At 64.5% G+C, this 18,042-nt stretch carries 16 protein-coding genes; 12 read left to right on the forward strand and 4 right to left on the reverse strand.

All coding sequences use genetic code 11. The features are described 5' to 3' along the window. Positions 1–54: 54 nt before the first annotated feature. From TO66_RS02810 to TO66_RS02825, 4 genes are all read left to right on the forward strand, one after another. A complete protein-coding gene (locus tag TO66_RS02810) occupies positions 55–573 on the forward strand; it encodes a hypothetical protein (protein ID WP_044460891.1) in 519 nt (172 codons plus the stop codon). 252 nt (positions 574–825) lie between these two features. Then, entirely contained in the window at positions 826–3,312 is a 2,487-nt protein-coding gene (locus tag TO66_RS02815; protein ID WP_044460892.1) for a circularly permuted type 2 ATP-grasp protein, read from the forward strand. Then, positions 3,312–4,217: a transglutaminase family protein gene (locus tag TO66_RS02820; protein WP_044460893.1), complete on the forward strand. Its 906-nt coding sequence runs from the start codon at positions 3,312–3,314 to the stop codon at positions 4,215–4,217. The genes TO66_RS02815 and TO66_RS02820 overlap by 1 nt, the downstream gene beginning before the upstream one ends. Positions 4,218–4,247: 30 nt before the next feature. Then, the gene (locus TO66_RS02825) at positions 4,248–4,625 is read left to right on the forward strand and encodes an NUDIX domain-containing protein (protein ID WP_044460894.1); all 378 of its coding nucleotides are present in this window, start codon (positions 4,248–4,250) and stop codon (positions 4,623–4,625) included. A 27-nt stretch (positions 4,626–4,652) separates the two neighbouring features. On the opposite strand, the gene TO66_RS02830 is transcribed toward TO66_RS02825, so the two are convergent. Then, on the reverse strand, positions 4,653–5,240 hold the full coding sequence (locus tag TO66_RS02830; protein ID WP_044460895.1) for a TIGR00730 family Rossman fold protein: 588 nt from the start codon (positions 5,238–5,240) through the stop codon (positions 4,653–4,655). A gap of 351 nt (positions 5,241–5,591) precedes the next feature. On the opposite strand from TO66_RS02830, the gene azu reads away from it, so the two are divergent. Next, complete coding sequence (gene azu / locus TO66_RS02835) at positions 5,592–6,038, forward strand: azurin (protein WP_044460896.1); 447 nt, start codon at positions 5,592–5,594, stop codon at positions 6,036–6,038. Between the two features lie 159 nt (positions 6,039–6,197). On the opposite strand, the gene nadE is transcribed toward azu, so the two are convergent. The 3 genes from nadE to TO66_RS02850 all read right to left on the reverse strand — a co-directional run bounded on the left by nadE (position 6,198) and on the right by TO66_RS02850 (position 9,394). After that, entirely contained in the window at positions 6,198–7,025 is an 828-nt protein-coding gene (gene nadE / locus TO66_RS02840; RefSeq protein ID WP_044460897.1) for an ammonia-dependent NAD(+) synthetase, read from the reverse strand. 3 nt (positions 7,026–7,028) lie between these two features. Beyond that, positions 7,029–8,255 (reverse strand): nicotinate phosphoribosyltransferase, encoded by a 1,227-nt coding sequence (gene pncB / locus TO66_RS02845; protein ID WP_044460898.1) that lies wholly within the window; start codon positions 8,253–8,255, stop codon positions 7,029–7,031. Between the two features lie 233 nt (positions 8,256–8,488). Continuing rightward, positions 8,489–9,394 (reverse strand): LysR family transcriptional regulator, encoded by a 906-nt coding sequence (locus TO66_RS02850; protein WP_044460899.1) that lies wholly within the window; start codon positions 9,392–9,394, stop codon positions 8,489–8,491. A 163-nt stretch (positions 9,395–9,557) separates the two neighbouring features. On the opposite strand from TO66_RS02850, the gene TO66_RS02855 reads away from it, so the two are divergent. From TO66_RS02855 to TO66_RS02885, 7 genes are all read left to right on the forward strand, one after another. Then, positions 9,558–11,048: an aldehyde dehydrogenase family protein gene (locus tag TO66_RS02855; RefSeq protein ID WP_044460900.1), complete on the forward strand. Its 1,491-nt coding sequence runs from the start codon at positions 9,558–9,560 to the stop codon at positions 11,046–11,048. 126 nt (positions 11,049–11,174) lie between these two features. Continuing rightward, a complete protein-coding gene (locus TO66_RS02860) occupies positions 11,175–12,458 on the forward strand; it encodes an FAD-binding oxidoreductase (RefSeq protein WP_044460901.1) in 1,284 nt (427 codons plus the stop codon). A gap of 362 nt (positions 12,459–12,820) precedes the next feature. Then, positions 12,821–13,957: a branched-chain amino acid ABC transporter substrate-binding protein gene (locus TO66_RS02865; protein ID WP_044460902.1), complete on the forward strand. Its 1,137-nt coding sequence runs from the start codon at positions 12,821–12,823 to the stop codon at positions 13,955–13,957. Positions 13,958–14,139: 182 nt separating this feature from the next. Then, entirely contained in the window at positions 14,140–15,054 is a 915-nt protein-coding gene (locus TO66_RS02870; protein ID WP_044460903.1) for an ABC transporter permease subunit, read from the forward strand. A 2-nt stretch (positions 15,055–15,056) separates the two neighbouring features. Beyond that, complete coding sequence (gene livM, locus TO66_RS02875; RefSeq protein WP_044460904.1) at positions 15,057–16,352, forward strand: high-affinity branched-chain amino acid ABC transporter permease LivM; 1,296 nt, start codon at positions 15,057–15,059, stop codon at positions 16,350–16,352. Beyond that, positions 16,349–17,224, forward strand: coding sequence for an ABC transporter ATP-binding protein (locus TO66_RS02880; RefSeq protein ID WP_044460905.1), 876 nt, complete (start codon positions 16,349–16,351; stop codon positions 17,222–17,224). Before livM ends, TO66_RS02880 begins: the two co-directional genes overlap by 4 nt. Further along, entirely contained in the window at positions 17,221–17,940 is a 720-nt protein-coding gene (locus TO66_RS02885; protein ID WP_044460906.1) for an ABC transporter ATP-binding protein, read from the forward strand. The genes TO66_RS02880 and TO66_RS02885 overlap by 4 nt, the downstream gene beginning before the upstream one ends. Positions 17,941–18,042 lie beyond the last annotated feature (102 nt).

The raw sequence follows: 18,042 nt of genomic DNA on the forward strand, positions 1-18,042 counted from the left end.
GTGGCGCTTGGGTTTGATAAGGTGCGCCCCCGCACTCACTCAAGGAAGAGCCCCGTGTCACGACGCAGGAAAACGCCGCAACAACGGCAGGTCGAAGAGCAGCTGTTGCGCCTCAGGACCGCCGAATGGCTTGCCTGGCAGCCCTATGTACGGCGTTTCGGGCTCATTCACATCGCGGTGATGATGCTCACCCTGTTCAGCATTTCCCTGGCGGCCGCACAGGTGCCACACCTGTATTTTCCTCGGGATTACCAGGCCACCCACTACGCGACACTGGCGATGTTCGCTGCCGGCCTGCTGATCAGCCTGAGTTTTCTGCTGGTGATCCGCGGTTTTGCACGCGCTGCCTGGGCGCTGTTCGCAGTGCTGGTGGCGTGCCTCGCCTGCGCAGTACTGGTGCTGCTGGACACCCGCCAGCGGCTGTTCCCGGCCCTTGTCTTGGGGCTGCCGCTGGTCGGGCTGTGGCTGATGAGCACCCGGCGTTATCAGCGCGGGCTCAAGGTGCTGCAAGTGGCGGCGCGCAAACGCCGGCGCCTGCAACGCCTGGAGGCGGACCTGAAGCGGGTGCGCTGAGCCGGGCCTGGTGGACGACTCGGTTGGCCGTGGCGCCTCATCGAGGTGCAGCCTGGCGAGGATGGGGCAGGCGCTGCGCTATTTCGGTGCCTGGGCAGGCGCTGGCGGTCCGGGTGGGACTGGGCGCAGGCTCTGGCATAAGTCTTGCCCTTTCAGCGAGGCCCAGGTTGGCCGTGGCGATCCTGCTTTCGCATATCCGGATGTCATGTGTCTGCGCTAACCTGACTGACCTTGCCGCTCGCCGAGCTTGCCATGCCTGACCTGCTTGCCCATTACCCGCTGACGGCGGATACCTACCACGAGCTGCTCGACGCCAGCGGCACGGTACGCCCGCATTGGCAGCGGCTCTTCGACCAATTGCAGCGCAGCACGCCGGCGCAGTTGCGCCAGCGTCAGGCGCTGCTCGGCCGGCAGATCCAGGAAAATGGCGTCACCTACAACATCTACGCCGACCCCAAGGGCGCCGATCGCCCCTGGGAGCTGGACCTGCTGCCGCATGTGATCGCCGCCGACGAATGGCAGCAGCTGGCTGCCGGGATCGCCCAGCGGGCCCGCCTGCTCAATGCGCTGCTGGCCGACCTGTATGGCCCGCAACGCCTGATCAGCGAAGGCCTGCTGCCGGCCGAACTGATTTTTGGCCATAACAATTTTCTCTGGCCGTGCCAGGGTATCCAGCCGCCGGACGCGACCTTCCTGCACCTGTACGCGGTCGACCTGGCTCGTGCCCCGGACGGGCGCTGGTGGGTCACCGCCGACCGCACCCAGGCGCCGTCCGGTGCCGGCTATGCCCTGGAAAACCGCATGATCGTGTCCCGGGCCTTTCCCGAGCAGTACCGCGACCTGCAAGTGCAGCACCTGGCCGGATTCTTCCGGACCCTGCAGCAAACCCTGGCCGACCAGGCGCCACGGGACGCCGAGGCGCCCTTGATCGTGCTGCTGACCCCGGGGCGCTTCAACGAAAGCTATTTCGAGCACCTGTACCTGGCGCGCCAGCTCGGTTATCCGCTGGTGGAGGGCGGCGACCTGACGGTGCGCGACGCCACCGTCTATCTCAAGACCCTGAGCGGCTTGCGCCGGGTACACGCGATCATGCGCCGACTCGACGACAGCTTCTGCGACCCGCTGGAGTTGCGCACCGACTCGGCCCTCGGCGTACCAGGCTTGCTGGAGGCGGTGCGCCGGGGCCGGGTGCTGGTGGCCAACGCCCTGGGCAGCGGGGTGCTGGAGTCGCCGGGCCTGCTGGGGTTCTTGCCGAAGATCTGCGAGCAGCTGTTTGGCGAGGAACTGATCCTGCCGTCCATCGCCACCTGGTGGTGCGGCGAGGCTCCGGTGCTGGCCGAGGCCCTGGAAAAGCTCCCGCAGTTGTTGATCAAGCCGGCGTTCCCGTCCCAGAGTTTCGCCCCGGTGTTCGGCGGCGACCTCAGCGAACCGCAGCGCCAGGTCCTGGCCGAGCGCATACGGGCCCGGCCTTACGCCTATGTCGCCCAGGAACTGGCGCAACTGTCCCAGGCACCGGTCTGGCAGGCCGAAGACGGGAAGTTGCAACCGCGGGCCATTGGCATGCGTGTGTACGCGGTGGCCAGCCGCGACGGTTACCGGGTGCTGCCGGGCGGCCTGGCCCGGGTGGCGGCGGTTGCCGATGCCGAAGCGGTGGCGATGCAGCGCGGCGGCGCCAGCAAGGACACCTGGGTGCTGGGCGAGCGTTCGCCCAGCGGCGAACAGTGGAAGGGCCAGCGCAGCATCGGCGTGCACGACCTGGTGCGCAGCGACCCCTACTTGCCGTCGCGGGTGGTGGAGAACCTGTTCTGGTTCGGTCGTTACTGCGAGCGTTGCGACGGCAGCGCACGGCTGTTGCGGATCATGCTGGCGCGTTACCTCGACGGCAGCGATCCGCAGGCCCTGCAGGCGGCGGTCGAACTGGGCGAGAGCCTGATGCTGTTGCCGGACGCCGGCGAACTGCCTGAGCGCTTGCTGGCGGCCCTGCGTGGCGCCGATTGGTCTTTCAGCCTGCGCTCCGATCTGCAGCGCCTGCAGTGGGCTGCGTCCCAGGTGCGCGGCAAGCTCTCGCGGGAAAACTGGCAGGCGCTGGTCGAATTGCAGCACGACGCCCTGGCGCTGGAGGCCGGCGAGCCGGATTTCGGCGAGTTGCTGGACTTCCTCAACCGGCTGGTGATGTCCCTGGCGGCGCTGTCGGGGTTCGCCCTGGACGATATGACGCGCGACGAAGGCTGGCGTTTCCTGATGATCGGCCGGCGCATCGAGCGGTTGCAGTTTCTCAGCAGCAGCCTGGCGGCCTTCCTGCGCGGTTCCGGCGCATTCGACCAGGCCGGGCTGGAGTGGCTGCTGGAACTGGGCAACAGCAGCATCACCTACCGTTCGCGCTACCTGGCGGTGGCGCAACTGATCCCGGTGCTCGACCTGTTGCTGCTCGACGAACAGAACCCGCACGCGGTGCTGTTCCAGTTGAAACTGGTGAGCCGCACCCTCAACCGCTTGCACGACGACTTCGGCGTACCGCGCGAGGTGGCCCTGTCAGGCCTGGTGGGGCGCCTGGCAGCGTTCGACCTGGGCTGCCTGGAACATCCGCTGTTCGGCGAGGCCAGCGTGCGCGCGGCGCTCGAAGGCCTGGCCGACCTGCTGCAGGGCATCGCCGACGCCAGCGGCGAGGTGTCCGACCGCCTTGCGTTGCGGCATTTCGCCCACGTCGATGGGGTCAGCCAACAAACGGTGTCTGTCTGATGAACGCTCACTACCAGGTCTTTCACGATACCCACTACCACTACGACAGCCCGGTCTCCCTGGCCCAGCAACTGGCGCACCTGTGGCCGCGCGCCTGTTCCTGGCAGCGTTGCAGCCGCCAGGAACTGCTGATCAGCCCCGAACCGAGCACGCGCCGCGATGAACGGGATGTGTTCGGCAACCCGCTGACCCGGCTGGCGTTCGAGCGGCCCCATGACGAGTTGCTGGTCAATGCGCAACTGACGGTGGAGGTGCTGGCCCGGCCGCCGCTGGATTTCGCCCGGTCGCTCCCCTGGGACGCCACCCGCAGCGCCTTGAGCTATAGCGGTCAGGCGCTGTCCGCACCGTTGCTGGAGGCTTGCCGCTACCGCTTCGAGTCGCCCTATGTGCATCTCAAGCGCCGCTTCGTCGAGTTTTCCGCCAGCTGTTTTCCCGCCGGCCGTCCGGTGTTGCTCGGGGCGCGGGCGTTGATGGAGAAAATCTTCAGCGAGTTCACGTTCGATGCTGCGGCCACCCAGGTGGCGACGCCGTTGCTGGAGGTGCTGGAGCGGCGGCGCGGGGTGTGCCAGGACTTTGCCCACCTGATGCTGGCGTGCTTGCGCTCCCGGGGGCTGGCCGCGCGTTATGTCAGCGGCTACCTGCTGACCCAGCCGCCGCCGGGCCAGCCCCGGCTGATCGGCGCGGATGCCTCCCATGCCTGGGTGTCGGTGTTCTGCCCGCAGCTTGGCTGGGTGGATTTCGACCCGACCAACAATGTGCAGCCGGCGCTGGAGCACATCACCCTGGCCTGGGGCCGGGACTTTTCCGATGTGTCGCCGTTGCGTGGGGTCATCCTGGGCGGCGGCAGCCACGACCCGGACGTGCGGGTGACGGTGCTGCCGTTGAACGAACAGATCACGCTGTAGCCGCTACACAGGCTCGACAGGAGTTTTTCCATGTTTCCGGTATCGATCAAGGGCGTGCTGCAATCCCCCGAGGGGCTGGTGGTGCTGATGCTCAACGAACGCGACGAGTGGGAGTTGCCCGGTGGGCGGATCGAACTCGGGGAAACGGCGCCGCAATGCCTGGCGCGGGAAATCGAGGAGGAGCTGGCGGTACAGGTGGCGGTGGGCGAGGCGCTGGATTCCTACCTGTTCGAGGTTATCCCCGGCAAGCATGTGTTTATCTCGACCTATCGCTGCCGGCTGCTGGGGGGCTTCGTGCCGACCGTCAGCCATGAGCACAAGGAAATCGGCCTGTTCGCCCCGGGCGAGTTGCCGGCCAACCTGCCATCGGGTTATCGCGACTCGATCGTCAAGGCCCTGGGGCTCTAAGGGGCGGGCGGACCGCCCCAATGGCCGTCAGTCGGGCTTCTGCTCGGCCCATTTGGCGGCGACCGTGGGTTGCCAGGATTCCAGGGCGTCGAGCAGCTCGCTCGGCGACTCGTTCACTTGCAGCATGTCGCGGTGCGCAGCGCGGACGAAGCCTTCGCCGACTATGTGGTCGAGAAAACCGGTGAGTTTGCCGTAGAAGCCGTTCACCTCCAGCAGGCCCAGCGGCTTGGCGTGATAGCCCAGCTGGCCCCAGGTCCAGACTTCGAACAACTCTTCCAGGGTGCCCAGGCCGCCCGGCAAGGCGATGAAGGCGTCGCTCAACTCGGCCATGCGCGCCTTGCGGGCATGCATGCCGTCGACCACTTCCAGGCGCGTCAGGCCCGAATGGCCGATTTCCTTGTCCTTCAGGCTCTGGGGAATGATGCCGATGACCTCACCGCCAGCCGCCAGGGCGGCATCGGCGACGATGCCCATCAAGCCGACTGCGCCGCCACCGTAGACCAGGGTCAGCCCACGCTCGGCCAACTGGCGCCCGAGGGCTTCGGCGGCCGCGCGGTAGGCCGGGTTGGTGCCGGTACTGGCACCGCAGAATACACAAACAGACGCTAAAGACATGCCTTGCTCCGGGGTGGTTGGGGGCCACAGAGTAATGGCTGGCCGCCCCGGCTCCAAGGGTCAATCCTCGCGGCCGGGACTTTCGTAGGTTCCGCTGGCGCCACAGGCGTAGGCGGCGAGCAGGCTGCGGAACAGGCTGTTGAGAGGCATGGCGGACGCTCCGTTCAATGGGGTGTGGCGAGCATAGGGCCGGCGCTGGCGGCTGGCTGTTTGATTCTCTCGATCAGGCTGATAGCGCAAAGTTGTATACAATTTCTTGATGTAAATCATTTGAACTTGGGAAAAATTCAGGCAGTCTTCACCTCCATGGATTTCAGATGGATTTTGTTAACCCTGCCTTGGAGATTCACCATGTTTGCCAAACTCGTCGCGGTATCCCTGTTGACACTGGCCAGCAGCCAGCTGATGGCCGCCGAATGCAAGGTCGATGTCGACTCCACCGACCAGATGTCCTTCAACACCAAGGAAATCACCATCGACAAGAGCTGCAAGACCTTCACCGTGAACCTGACCCACTCCGGCAGCCTGCCGAAGAACGTCATGGGCCATAACTGGGTACTGAGCAAAAGCGCGGACATGGCCGGCATCGCCACCGACGGCATGGCCGCCGGCATCGACAAGAACTACCTGAAGGAAGGCGATAGCCGCGTCATCGCCCACACCAAGATCATTGGTGCCGGCGAAAAAGACTCGGTGACCTTCGATGTGTCGAAGCTGACCGCTGGCGAAAGCTACGAGTTCTTCTGCTCGTTCCCTGGCCACAACTCGATGATGAAAGGCGCCGTGGTGCTGAAGTGATCGGTTGATCCTGCAGAATAAAAAAGCGCCCTTCGGGGCGCTTTTTTGTGGGCGGGCTTTCGTAGGAGCGAGGCTTGCCCGCGATAGCGTCAGCCCGGCCAACCGCCAACAAAAAGCCCGCCGAGGACTTCCTGAGCGGGCTCTTGCATCACCATTGATTCAAGGCGCGAACGGCATCACACGCTTGTGGTGGGTCTTGTTGTAGGTATTGCAGATGATCTTGAACGCCTCTTCGCGCACCGGCTGGCCGTGGAGGAAGGCATCGATCTCGGCGTAGGTCACGCCGTGGGAGGCCTCGTCCGGCTTGCCGGGGGAGAGGTCCTCGAGGTCGGCGGTGGGGATCTTCTCCACCAGCGATTCCGGCGCGCCGAAATGCCGGGCAATCGCCCGCACCTGGTTTTTCACCAGGCCGCTCAGCGGGGCCAGGTCGCAGGCGCCGTCGCCGAACTTGGTGAAGAACCCCATCACCGCTTCGGCGGCATGGTCGGTGCCGATCACCAGGCCGCCGGCGGCGCCGGCGATGGTGTACTGCGCCACCATGCGCATGCGCGCCTTGGTGTTGCCGAGCACGAAGTCCCGCGACACGGCCTGCTGGCCTTCGAAGGCTGCCACCTCGTTGGCCAGGGACTTGACCGCCGGGCCGATATTCACGGTATGGCGCTCGTCGGGCTCGATGAAGTCCACCGACGCCTGGGCCTCATGTTCGTCGAACTGCACCTCGTACGGCAGGCGCACGGCGATGAAGCGATAGGCCGGGTCGCCACTGCTTGCGCGCAGTTCGCGCACGGCCCGCTGGGCCAGCAGCCCCGCGGTCAGGGAGTCGACGCCACCGCTGATGCCCAGCACCAGGGACTTGAGCCCGGAATTGCGCAGGCATTGCTGGATGAAAGCGACCCGCCGGGCGACTTCTGCCTCGAGATCGGCCTGGTCCTTGAAAGGTGGTTGGACCTTGAGCTGTTCAGCAATCTCACGCTGTACGGCTTGCATGATTCACTCCTTGCTTGATGTGCCAGAAAGGGCGGCAGGTACTTGGAAAACGTGGCGCAGATAAGCGACGAAGTTGGGATCCTTGCAATGGGTCTTGCCCGCTTCGTCGGAGATCTTGGCGACGGGCTGGCCATTGCAGGCGGCCATTTTAAGCACGATGCTCATCGGCTCGACACCGGGAATGTCGCACGTCAGGTTGGTGCCGATGCCGAAGCTGACATTGATCCGACCGCGCAACGCCCGAAAGATCTCCAGCGAGCGGGGCAGCGTCAGGCTGTCGGAGAACACCAGGGTCTTGCTCATCGGGTCGATGCCCAGCTTGATGTAGCGGGCGATGGCCTTTTCCGCCCAGACGATCGGGTCGCCCGAGTCGTGGCGCAGGCCGTCGAACAGCTTGGCGAAGTACAGATCGAAATCGTTGAGGAAGGCGTCGGTGGTGATGCAGTCGGTCAGGGCGATACCCAGCAGGCCACGATACTCGCGGACCCAGCAGTCGAGGGCGGCGATCTGGCTGTCGATCAGCCGCGGCCCCAGCTGCTGGTGGGCCATGATCCATTCGTGGGCCATGGTGCCCAGGGGTTTCATGTCCAGCTCGCGGGACAGATGAACGTTGCTGGTGCCGACGAAACGCCCGGGGAAATCGTGCTTGAGCACATTCACCACTTCTTCCTGGACCCGGTACGAGAAGCGCCGGCGGGTGCCGAAATCGGCCACTTGCAGCTGCGCCAGCTCGTCGGCGCTGGCGTTGGCGGTCAACCAGTCGAACTTGCGGTACAGCTGCTCGCGGGCCTGTTCCAGGACGATTTCGCGGTAGCGATAGCGATTGCGCACCTCGCTGACGATCGCCAGCATCGGCACTTCGAACAGGATCACATGCAGCCAGGGGCCGCGCAGGCGGATGAACAGCTCGCCGTTCTCGATGCCGGTGTAGACGTAGCGCAGGTTGAAGCGGAACAGCCCGAGAAAGCGCAGGAAGTCCGGTTTCAGGAAGCTGATGCGTTCGAGGAAAGCCAACTGGTCGGCGCTCAGGCTCAGGTCGGCCAGGCGCTCGAACTGGTAGCGGATCTCCGCCAGGTAAGGGCGCAGGTCTTCGCTGTTGCGGCAGCGGAATTCCCATTCGACTTCCACATTGGGGTAGTTGTGCAGCACCGCCTGCATCATGGTCAGTTTGTAGAAGTCGGTGTCGAGCAGGTTCTGCACGATGCGATCGGCAAACACACTCTCGCTCATAACGGGTATCTCCAGGCTGGCCGCGATGAAAGACGCGGCTTTGCAGCTTTTTTCAATGAAGGCGGTAGTGGCGCATATCCGCTGTGGGTTTTGCCAGTGTTTTTTGTTTGGGGGCGGTGCCAGGGCTGATGGCCTCATCGCGGGCAAGCCTCGCTCCTACAAGAGCAGCGCGGCTTTTGGTTGGAGCGAGGCTTGCCCGCGATGGCGTCCGTAAGGCCTGTACCTATCCCGGATCAGGCCGGCGCCGGGCTGTCGATCTGTTCCAGCATCCAGCGGATGAAGTCCCGTACCTTGGGCACTTCGGCCGCATGCTCGGGGTAGGCCAGGTAATAGGCGTCGCGACTGGGCATGGCATGTTCCCAGGCCAGCACCAGCTTGCCCTCGGCCAGTTCTTCCTCCACCAGGAACCGCGGCAGCAGCGCCACGCCGCAGCCGACCTGGGCGGCGCGGATGCACATGTAGAAGGTTTCGAAGCGCGGGCCGTGATAGCTGTGCTCGGTGTGGTAACCCTGGCTGTCGAACCAGTCGTGCCAGGCCTGGGGCCGCGAGGCCAGTTGCAGCAGCACCAGTTCGGCCAGTTGCGTCGGCTCGGTGAACGGCTTGTCCGGCAGGCTGCTGGGGGCGCAGACCGCCACCAGTTCCTCGCCGAACAGCTTCAGGCACTCGGTGCCGGGGCGCGAGCCCTGGCCGAAGTAGAACGCCATGTCGCTGCGCCCCTGCAGCAGGTCGTCGGCCTCCTGCTCGTTGCACAGGTCCAGGTGGATCTGCGGGTGGCGCAGGCGCCAGCCCTTGAGGCGCGGCACCAGCCAGCGGGCACCGAAGGTCGAGGGGGTAGAGACGCGCAGCACTTCGGTTTCGCCGCCGTAGGAGCGCAGGTAATGGGTCGACATCTCGATCTGCGAGAGGATCTTGCGCACTTCCACCAGGTACAGGTCGCCGGCGGGCGTCAGTTGCAGGCGCCGCCGCACTCGGCGAAACAGCAGGTGCTGCAACAGCTCCTCCAGTTGCGCCACCTGCTTGCTGACGGCGCTCTGGGTCAGGTTCAGTTCCTCGGCGGCGCGGGTGAAGCTCAGGTGCCGGGTGACGGCCTCGAAACACTGCAGGGCAGTGATCGAGGGCAGGTAGCGTTTGTTCAGCATCGAGGGTTCCTTGTTCTTGTCCCGGCTGCTCAGCATGAATAAACGGAATGATATCTCGCCTAATCGTCGTTTGTTGGCAAGTCTCGGGCCGGCTACAACTACAGTCCTGGATGGCTGTGCCAACGGCCACGACTTTTTGCTTTCAATTTGTAAGGAGTGACCCATGGTTGCCGCATTGCTTGATCGTCTTGGTGTGAACCCGGCCCTGTATCAGTCGGGTATGCAGCCCGTGCATTCGCCGATCGACGGCAGCCGCATCGCCTCGGTGAACTGGCAGGGCGCGGCCGAGGTGGAGCAGCAGGTCAGTCGCGCGGAGCATGCATTCGCCTTGTGGCGCCAGGTGCCGGCGCCGCGCCGCGGCGAGCTGGTGCGCCAGTTCGGCGAAGTGTTGCGCGAATACAAGGCCGACCTCGGTGAGCTGGTGTCCTGGGAGGCCGGCAAGATCACCCAGGAAGGCCTGGGCGAAGTGCAGGAGATGATCGACATCTGCGACTTCGCCGTCGGCCTCTCGCGCCAGCTGTACGGCCTGACCATCGCCTCCGAGCGCCCGGGCCACCACATGCGCGAAACCTGGCACCCGCTGGGCGTCGTCGGGGTCATCAGCGCGTTCAACTTCCCGGTCGCGGTCTGGGCCTGGAACACCACCCTGGCGCTAGTCTGCGGCAACCCGGTGATCTGGAAACCTTCGGAAAAGACTCCGCTGACCGCCCTGGCCTGCCAGGCGCTGTTCGAGCGCGTGCTGAAGAACTTCAGCGACGCCCCGGACTACCTGAGCCAGGTGATCATCGGCGGTCGCGACGCCGGCGAAGCCCTGGTGGACGATCCGCGCGTGGCGCTGATCAGCGCCACCGGCAGCACCCGCATGGGCCGCGAAGTGGCGCCGAAAGTCGCCGCGCGCTTCGCCCGCAGCATCCTCGAGCTGGGCGGTAACAACGCGATGATCCTGGGCCCCAGCGCCGACCTGGACATGGCCGTGCGCGCCATCCTGTTCAGCGCCGTCGGCACCGCCGGCCAGCGTTGCACCACGTTGCGCCGGCTGATTGCCCACGAATCGGTGAAGGAGGAGATCGTCACCCGTCTCAAGGCCGCGTACTCCAAGGTGCGCATCGGCCATCCGCTGCAAGGCAACCTGATCGGCCCGCTGATCGACAAGCACAGCTTCGACAACATGCAGGACGCGCTGGAGCAGGCCCTGAGCGAAGGCGGCCGGGTGTTCGGCGGCAAGCGCCAGTTGCAGGACCAGTTCCCCAACGCCTACTACGTGTCGCCAGCGATCGTCGAGATGCCGGAGCAGAGCGACGTGGTTTGCAGCGAGACCTTCGCCCCGATTCTCTATGTGATCGGCTACAACGATTTCGCCGAAGCGCTGCGCCTGAACAACGCCGTGCCGCAAGGCCTGTCGTCCTGCATCTTCACCACCGATGTGCGTGAGGCCGAGCAGTTCATGTCGGCGGTGGGCAGCGACTGCGGCATCGCCAACGTCAACATCGGCCCGAGCGGTGCGGAAATCGGCGGCGCCTTCGGTGGCGAGAAAGAGACCGGCGGCGGTCGCGAGTCGGGCTCAGATGCCTGGCGCGCCTACATGCGCCGGCAGACCAACACCGTGAACTATTCGCTGGAGTTGCCACTGGCCCAGGGTATTACCTTCGATTGATCGAGCGGCCCTGGCGGGCCGTATCGCGAGCAAGCTCGCTCCTACAGGCCCGCTGCGTTTCTGTAGGGGCGAGCTTGCTCGCGATGCCGTGTTTTTGTTTGTTGGGTTTCACTCTGGAGCTTGGCAATGCCGTTACGCGAAGAATGCTTATGGGAAAAACTGACGCCGCAAAGGCCTGAAAACGCCGCGCTCAAGGGCGAGGTGACGGTGGATGTCTGTGTGATCGGCGCCGGTTTTACCGGCCTGTCGGCCGCCGTGCATCTGCTGGAGCAGGGCAAGAGAGTCTGTGTGCTGGAGGCCCATCGCACCGGCCATGGTGGTTCGGGGCGCAATGTGGGGCTGGTCAATGCCGGGCTGTGGATCCCGCCGGACGACATCGAGGCCGGTTTCGGCGAAGCGGTCGGCAGCCAGCTCAACCGCATGCTGGGGGCGGCTCCGGCCCTGGTGTTCAGCCTGATCGACAAGTACCGCATCGATTGCCAGCTGCGCCGCGAAGGCACCTTGCACATGGCGCACAACGCCCGCGGCGAAGCCGACCTGCGCAGCCGGGAGGCGCAGTGGAAACGTCGCGGTGCGCCGGTCGAACTGCTGACCGGAGCGGCCTGCGAAACCGCCACCGGCACCCGGAAAATCGCCGCGGCGCTGCTCGATCGCCGGGCCGGCACGCTCAATCCGATGGCCTATGTCAGCGGCCTGGCCAAGGCCGCGGCCGACCTGGGCGGCCAGTTGTTCGATCATTCGCCAGTCACCCGCCTCGAACGCCAGGGCCAGCGCTGGTCGGTGCAGACGGCGCAGGGCTCGGTGCTGGCCGAGCAGGTGGTGATCGCCTCCAATGCCTACACCGAGGGCGACTGGACCGAATTGCGGCGCAACTTCTTCCCCGGTTACTACTATCAGGTCGCGTCCACCCCGCTGACCGACGACGCCGCGCGGCGCATCCTGCCAGGCGGCCAGGGTTCCTGGGACACCCGCCAGGTATTGAGCAGCATTCGCCGCGATGCCGACGGGCGCCTGTTGCTGGGTAGCCTGGGCAACGGCAACCAGAAGCCGGCCTGGTTCCTCAAGGCCTGGGCCGACCGGGTGCAGCAGCACTATTTCCCGTATTTGAAAAAGGTGGAGTGGGAATGCACCTGGACCGGCTGCATCGCTTTCACCCCCGACCACCTGATGCGCCTGTTCGAGCCGGCGCCCGGCCTGGTGGCGGTCACCGGCTACAACGGCCGGGGCGTGACCACCGGCACGGTGGTCGGCAAGGCCTTCGCCGACTATCTGTGTAACGGAAATCCTGAGGCGCTGCCGATCCCCTTCGCGCCCATGCAGCCCCTGGCGGGCGTGGGCCTGCGCAGTTGCCTGTACGAGGCCGGGTTCTCGCTGTATCACGCGGGCCAGTGCCTGCGGATCGTTATCTGACGGAGGAAATATGTGGTGTGGAGCGGCGCTTTTCGGCGCAACGACTAGCCTGTAGTGGTGCGGGGCGTAGCAGTCCTGCACCAGCAGTGTGCAGTTCGGTTACGCAGGCTGTTACAGGCGGGTTGCACGTTGATTTGCATCGCGGTTGCAATGATGGCGCAGATGGGTTGCGCCTGATGCTTTATCAGGTTTCACCTTCCGCGGTTTAGACGGTTGCACGCCCAATGAAAAAGGGCCCGAAACAGTCGAAATAACAATAAAAGAGCGACTTTTTTCAGAATAAAAAACCAATGGCACGGCCCTTGCTCTGAGCATTCGGTGAAGTCGCAGTGCCAACTAAAAAAACCTTGGAGCACCACCTCATGTCCCAGACGTTTTACAAGAAAGGCTTTGTGGCCCTCGCAGTGGCAGCTGCGTTGGGCGTTTCTGCGTTTGCTCAGGCCGACCTCAAGATCGGCGTAGCGGGTCCCATGACAGGCGCCAACGCGGCATTTGGCGAGCAGTACATGAAGGGTGCACAGGCAGCGGCTGACGAAATCAATGCCAAGGGCGGCGTCAACGGCGAGAAGATCGTGCTGGTCAAGGGCGACGACGCGTGCGAGCCGAAACAGGCCGTGGCCGTGGCCAACCGCCTGGTCGACCAGGACAAGGTGGCCGGCGTGGTCGGTCACTTCTGCTCGTCGTCGACCATCCCGGCTTCCGAGGTCTACAGCGACGCGGGCGTGATCGCCATCACCCCTGGCTCCACCAACCCCCAGGTCACCGAACGCGGCCTCTCCGCCATGTTCCGCATGTGCGGCCGTGACGACCAGCAAGGCGTCGTCGCCGGCGACTACATCGTCGATGTGCTCAAGGGCAAGAAAGTCGTGGTGCTGCACGACAAGGACACCTACGGCCAGGGCCTGGCGGATGCCACCAAGGCGCAGTTGAGCAAGCGCGGCGTGACGCCGGTGCTGTACGAAGGCCTGACACGCGGCGAGAAGGACTTCAGCGCCGTGGTCACCAAGATCCGCGCCGCCGGCGCCGATGTCGTCTACTTCGGCGGCCTGCATCCGGAAGCCGGCCCGCTGGTCCGCCAACTGCGCGAGCAGGGCCTGAAGGACGTCAAGTTCATGTCCGACGACGGTATCGTCACCGACGAACTGGTGACCACCGCAGGCGGTCCGCAGTATGTCGACGGCGTGTACATGACCTTCGGCGCCGACCCGCGCCTGCTGCCGGACAGCAAGGCCGTGGTCGACGCGTTCCGCAAGGCCGGCACCGAGCCGGAAGGCTACACCCTGTACGCCTACGCTTCGATCCAGGCCCTGGCCGCCGGCTTCGGCGGCGCCAAGTCCAACAAGGGCGAGGACGCGGCCAAGTGGCTCAAGGCCAACCCGGTGAAAACCGTGATGGGCGAGAAATCCTGGGACGCCAAGGGCGACCTGAAGATCTCCGACTACGTGGTTTACCAGTGGGACAAGGACGGCAAATACCACCAGCTGGAAAAACAGAAGTGACATGAACGTTCGCGCGGGCCGGCCTTTCCCGTTTCCGGGGAGGGCCGCGACCCGCCGCAAGCGTATCCGTGCAGTACCTGTCTTTTCTCGTAGAGCTGCACAACTGTCGTGTTGCGCGGGTGGTTGAACCCCAGGCCGTCGTATCCGCTGTGTGCAGTCTCTCAAGTGCGTGAGATTGCGTTATGGATGGTATTTTCCTGCAGCAACTGATCAATGGACTGACCCTCGGGTCCGTCTATGGTCTGATCGCCATCGGCTACACAATGGTCTATGGCATCATCGGCATGATCAACTTCGCCCACGGCGAGGTTTACATGATTTCCGCTTACCTCGCGGCAATCAGTCTCGCTCTGCTGGCCTACTTCGGCATCGAATCCTTCCCGCTGCTCATTCTCGGAACCCTGGTCTTCACCGTCGTCGTGACGGGGATCTATGGCTGGGTCATCGAGCGCGTCGCCTACAAGCCCCTGCGCAACTCCACCCGCCTGGCGCCGCTGATCAGCGCCATCGGTATCTCGCTGATCCTGCAGAACTACGCGCAGATCAGCCAGGGCGCCAAGCAACAAGGTGTGCCGACGCTGCTGGCCGGCGCCTGGAAGGTCGAGGTCGGTAGCGGTTTCGTCCAGCTCACCTACACCAAGATCTTCATCCTGGTCGCGGCTTTCGCCGGGATGGCGTTGCTGACCTACATCATCAAGTACACCAAGCTCGGCCGCATGTGCCGGGCCACCCAGCAAGACCGCAAGATGGCGTCGATCCTCGGGATCAACACCGACCGGGTGATTTCCTACGTGTTCATCATCGGCGCCGCCATGGCCGCGCTGGCGGGCGTACTGATCACCATGAACTACGGCACGTTCGACTTCTATGCCGGCTTCGTCATCGGCATCAAGGCGTTCACCGCGGCGGTACTCGGTGGTATCGGTTCGCTGCCGGGAGCGATGCTCGGCGGGATCATCCTCGGGATCTCCGAATCGCTGTTCTCCGGTCTGATCAACTCCGACTACAAAGACGTGTTCAGTTTCTCGCTGCTGGTGCTGATCCTGATCTTCCGTCCCCAAGGCCTGCTGGGTCGCCCACTCGTGGCGAAGGTATGAGTATGTCTGCTGCCAATAAACCGATTGATATCAAAAAGAGCGTCGTCGACGCCGTGCTGGCCGGGCTGATCTCGCTGATCGTGTTCGGTCCCATCGTGGGCGTGGTGCTCGACGGCTACAGCTTCAACCTGCAACCGACCCGCGTCGGCTGGCTGGTAGCGATCGTGATGATCGGCCGTTTCGCCCTGAGCCTGTTCCTGCAGACCCCCAAGGGCCTGAAGATCCTACAGGGCTTCGAAAGCAGCGGCTCGGGCGTGCATGTGCGGCCGCCGGACTACAAGTCGCGGCTGCGCTGGGTGATCCCGGCGCTGATCGTGATCGCGATCGTCTTCCCGTTCTTCGCCAACAAGTACCTGCTGACCGTGGTCATCCTCGGCCTGATCTACGTGTTGCTCGGCCTCGGGCTGAACATCGTGGTCGGCCTGGCCGGCCTGCTCGACCTGGGTTACGTGGCGTTCTACGCCATCGGCGCCTACGGCCTGGCCCTGGGCTACCAGTACCTCGGCCTGGGCTTCTGGACCGTGCTGCCGCTGGCGGCCCTCGCCGCAGCGCTGGCGGGGTGCATCCTCGGCTTCCCGGTGTTGCGCATGCACGGCGACTACCTGGCGATCGTGACCCTGGGCTTCGGCGAGATCATCCGCCTGGTGCTCAACAACTGGCTGTCGTTCACCGGCGGCCCGAACGGCATGCCGGTGCCGTCACCGACCATTTTCGGCCTGGAGTTCGGGCGGCGGGCGAAGGATGGCGGGGTGCCGTTCCATGAGTTCTTCGGCCTGGAATACAACCCCAACCTGAAGTTCCTGTTCATCTACATCGTGCTGTTCATCGTGGTGTTGCTGGTGCTCTACATCAAGCACCGGCTGACCCGCATGCCGGTCGGCCGGGCCTGGGAAGCGCTGCGCGAAGACGAGATCGCCTGCCGCGCCATGGGCCTGAACCACGTGCTGGTGAAGCTTTCGGCGTTCACCATCGGTGCCTCCACCGCGGGCCTGGCCGGGGTGTTCTTCGCCAGCTACCAGGGCTTCGTCAACCCGTCGTCCTTCACCTTCTTCGAGTCGGCGCTGATCCTCGCCATCGTGGTGCTGGGGGGCATGGGCTCGACCGTGGGCGTGGTGATCGCGGCGTTCGTGCTCACCGTGGCGCCGGAGCTGTTGCGCAGTTTCTCCGAGTACCGGGTACTGCTGTTCGGCATTCTCATGGTGTTGATGATGATCTGGCGCCCCCGGGGCCTGATCCGTATCAGCCGCACCGGCGTGACCCCGCGCAAGGGTGCCTTGACCGAGAGGAGCGCGCCATGAGCGATGAAGTCATCCTGAAGGTAGAGAACCTGATGATGCACTTCGGTGGCATCAAGGCCCTGAGCGACGTCAGCCTGCAGGTCAAACGCAATTCCATCTTCGCCCTGATCGGCCCCAACGGCGCCGGCAAGACCACCGTGTTCAACTGCCTGACCGGGTTCTACAAGGCCACGGGCGGGCGTATCACCCTCGATACCCGGGGCACGCCGACCAACGTCATCAAGCTGTTGGGCGAGCCGTTTCGCGCGACCGACTTCGTGTCGCCGAAGCGCTTTGCCAGCCGGCTGTTCTACAAGATGTTCGGCGGCACCCACCTGGTGAACCGGGCGGGCCTGGCGCGGACCTTCCAGAACATTCGCCTGTTCAAGGAAATGTCGGTGCTGGAGAACCTGCTGGTGGCCCAGCACATGTGGGTCAACCGCAACCTGCTGGCCGGCATCCTCAACACCAGGGGCTACCGCAAGGCCGAAAGCGATGCGCTGGACCACGCGTTCTACTGGCTGGAAGTGGTGGACCTGGTGGACTGCGCCAACCGCCTGGCCGGCGAGTTGTCCTACGGCCAGCAGCGCCGCCTGGAGATCGCCCGTGCCATGTGCACCCGGCCGCAGATCATCTGCCTCGACGAACCGGCCGCCGGCCTCAACCCCCAGGAAACCGAAGCGCTCAGCGAGATGATCCGGCTGTTGCGCGACGAGCACGACCTGACCGTGGTGCTGATCGAACATGACATGGGCATGGTGATGAGTATTTCCGACCATATCGTGGTGCTCGACCACGGCAACGTGATCGCCGAGGGCGGCCCCGAGGCGATCCGCAACGACCCGAAAGTGATCGCCGCCTACCTGGGTGCGGACGAAGAGGAGCTGGTATGACGACTGGACCCATACTCGAGCTCAAGGACCTGGACGTGTACTACGGGCCCATCCAGGCCCTGAAGAAAGTCTCGCTGCACATCAACGAAGGGGAAACCGTGAGCCTGATCGGCTCCAACGGCGCGGGCAAATCCACGCTGCTGATGTCGATCTTCGGCCAGCCGCGGGCCGAGTCCGGGCAAATCCTCTATCGCGGCGTGGACATCACCCACAAGTCCTCGCACTACATCGCCTCCAACGGAATCGCCCAGTCGCCGGAAGGGCGGCGGGTGTTTCCGGACATGACGGTGGAAGAGAACCTGCTGATGGGCACTATCCCCATCGGCGACAAGTACGCCAGCGAAGACATGCAGCGCATGTTCGAGCTGTTCCCGCGGCTCAAGGAGCGCCGCACCCAGCGGGCCATGACCATGTCCGGCGGCGAGCAGCAGATGCTCGCCATCGCCCGGGCGCTGATGAGTCGTCCCAAGCTGCTATTGCTGGACGAACCGAGCCTGGGGCTGGCGCCGATCGTGGTGAAGCAGATCTTCGCCACGCTGCGCGAGCTGGCGGCCACCGGCATGACCATCTTCCTGGTCGAGCAGAACGCCAACCACGCGCTGCGGCTGTCGGACCGTGCCTATGTGATGGTCAACGGCGAGATTCGCCTGAGCGGCACCGGCAAGGAACTGCTGGTCAACGAGGAGGTGCGTAACGCCTATCTGGGCGGTCACTGAGCCTGCTGGTGCTGGATCGAAGATGCCCTGCCGGTTTATGCCGGCGGGGCATTTTTTATCCACACCCTGTTTTGTAGGAGCGAAGCTTGCTCGCGATGGACG

Source organism: Pseudomonas sp. MRSN 12121, from assembly GCF_000931465.1.
Classification (GTDB): Bacteria; Pseudomonadota; Gammaproteobacteria; order Pseudomonadales; family Pseudomonadaceae; genus Aquipseudomonas.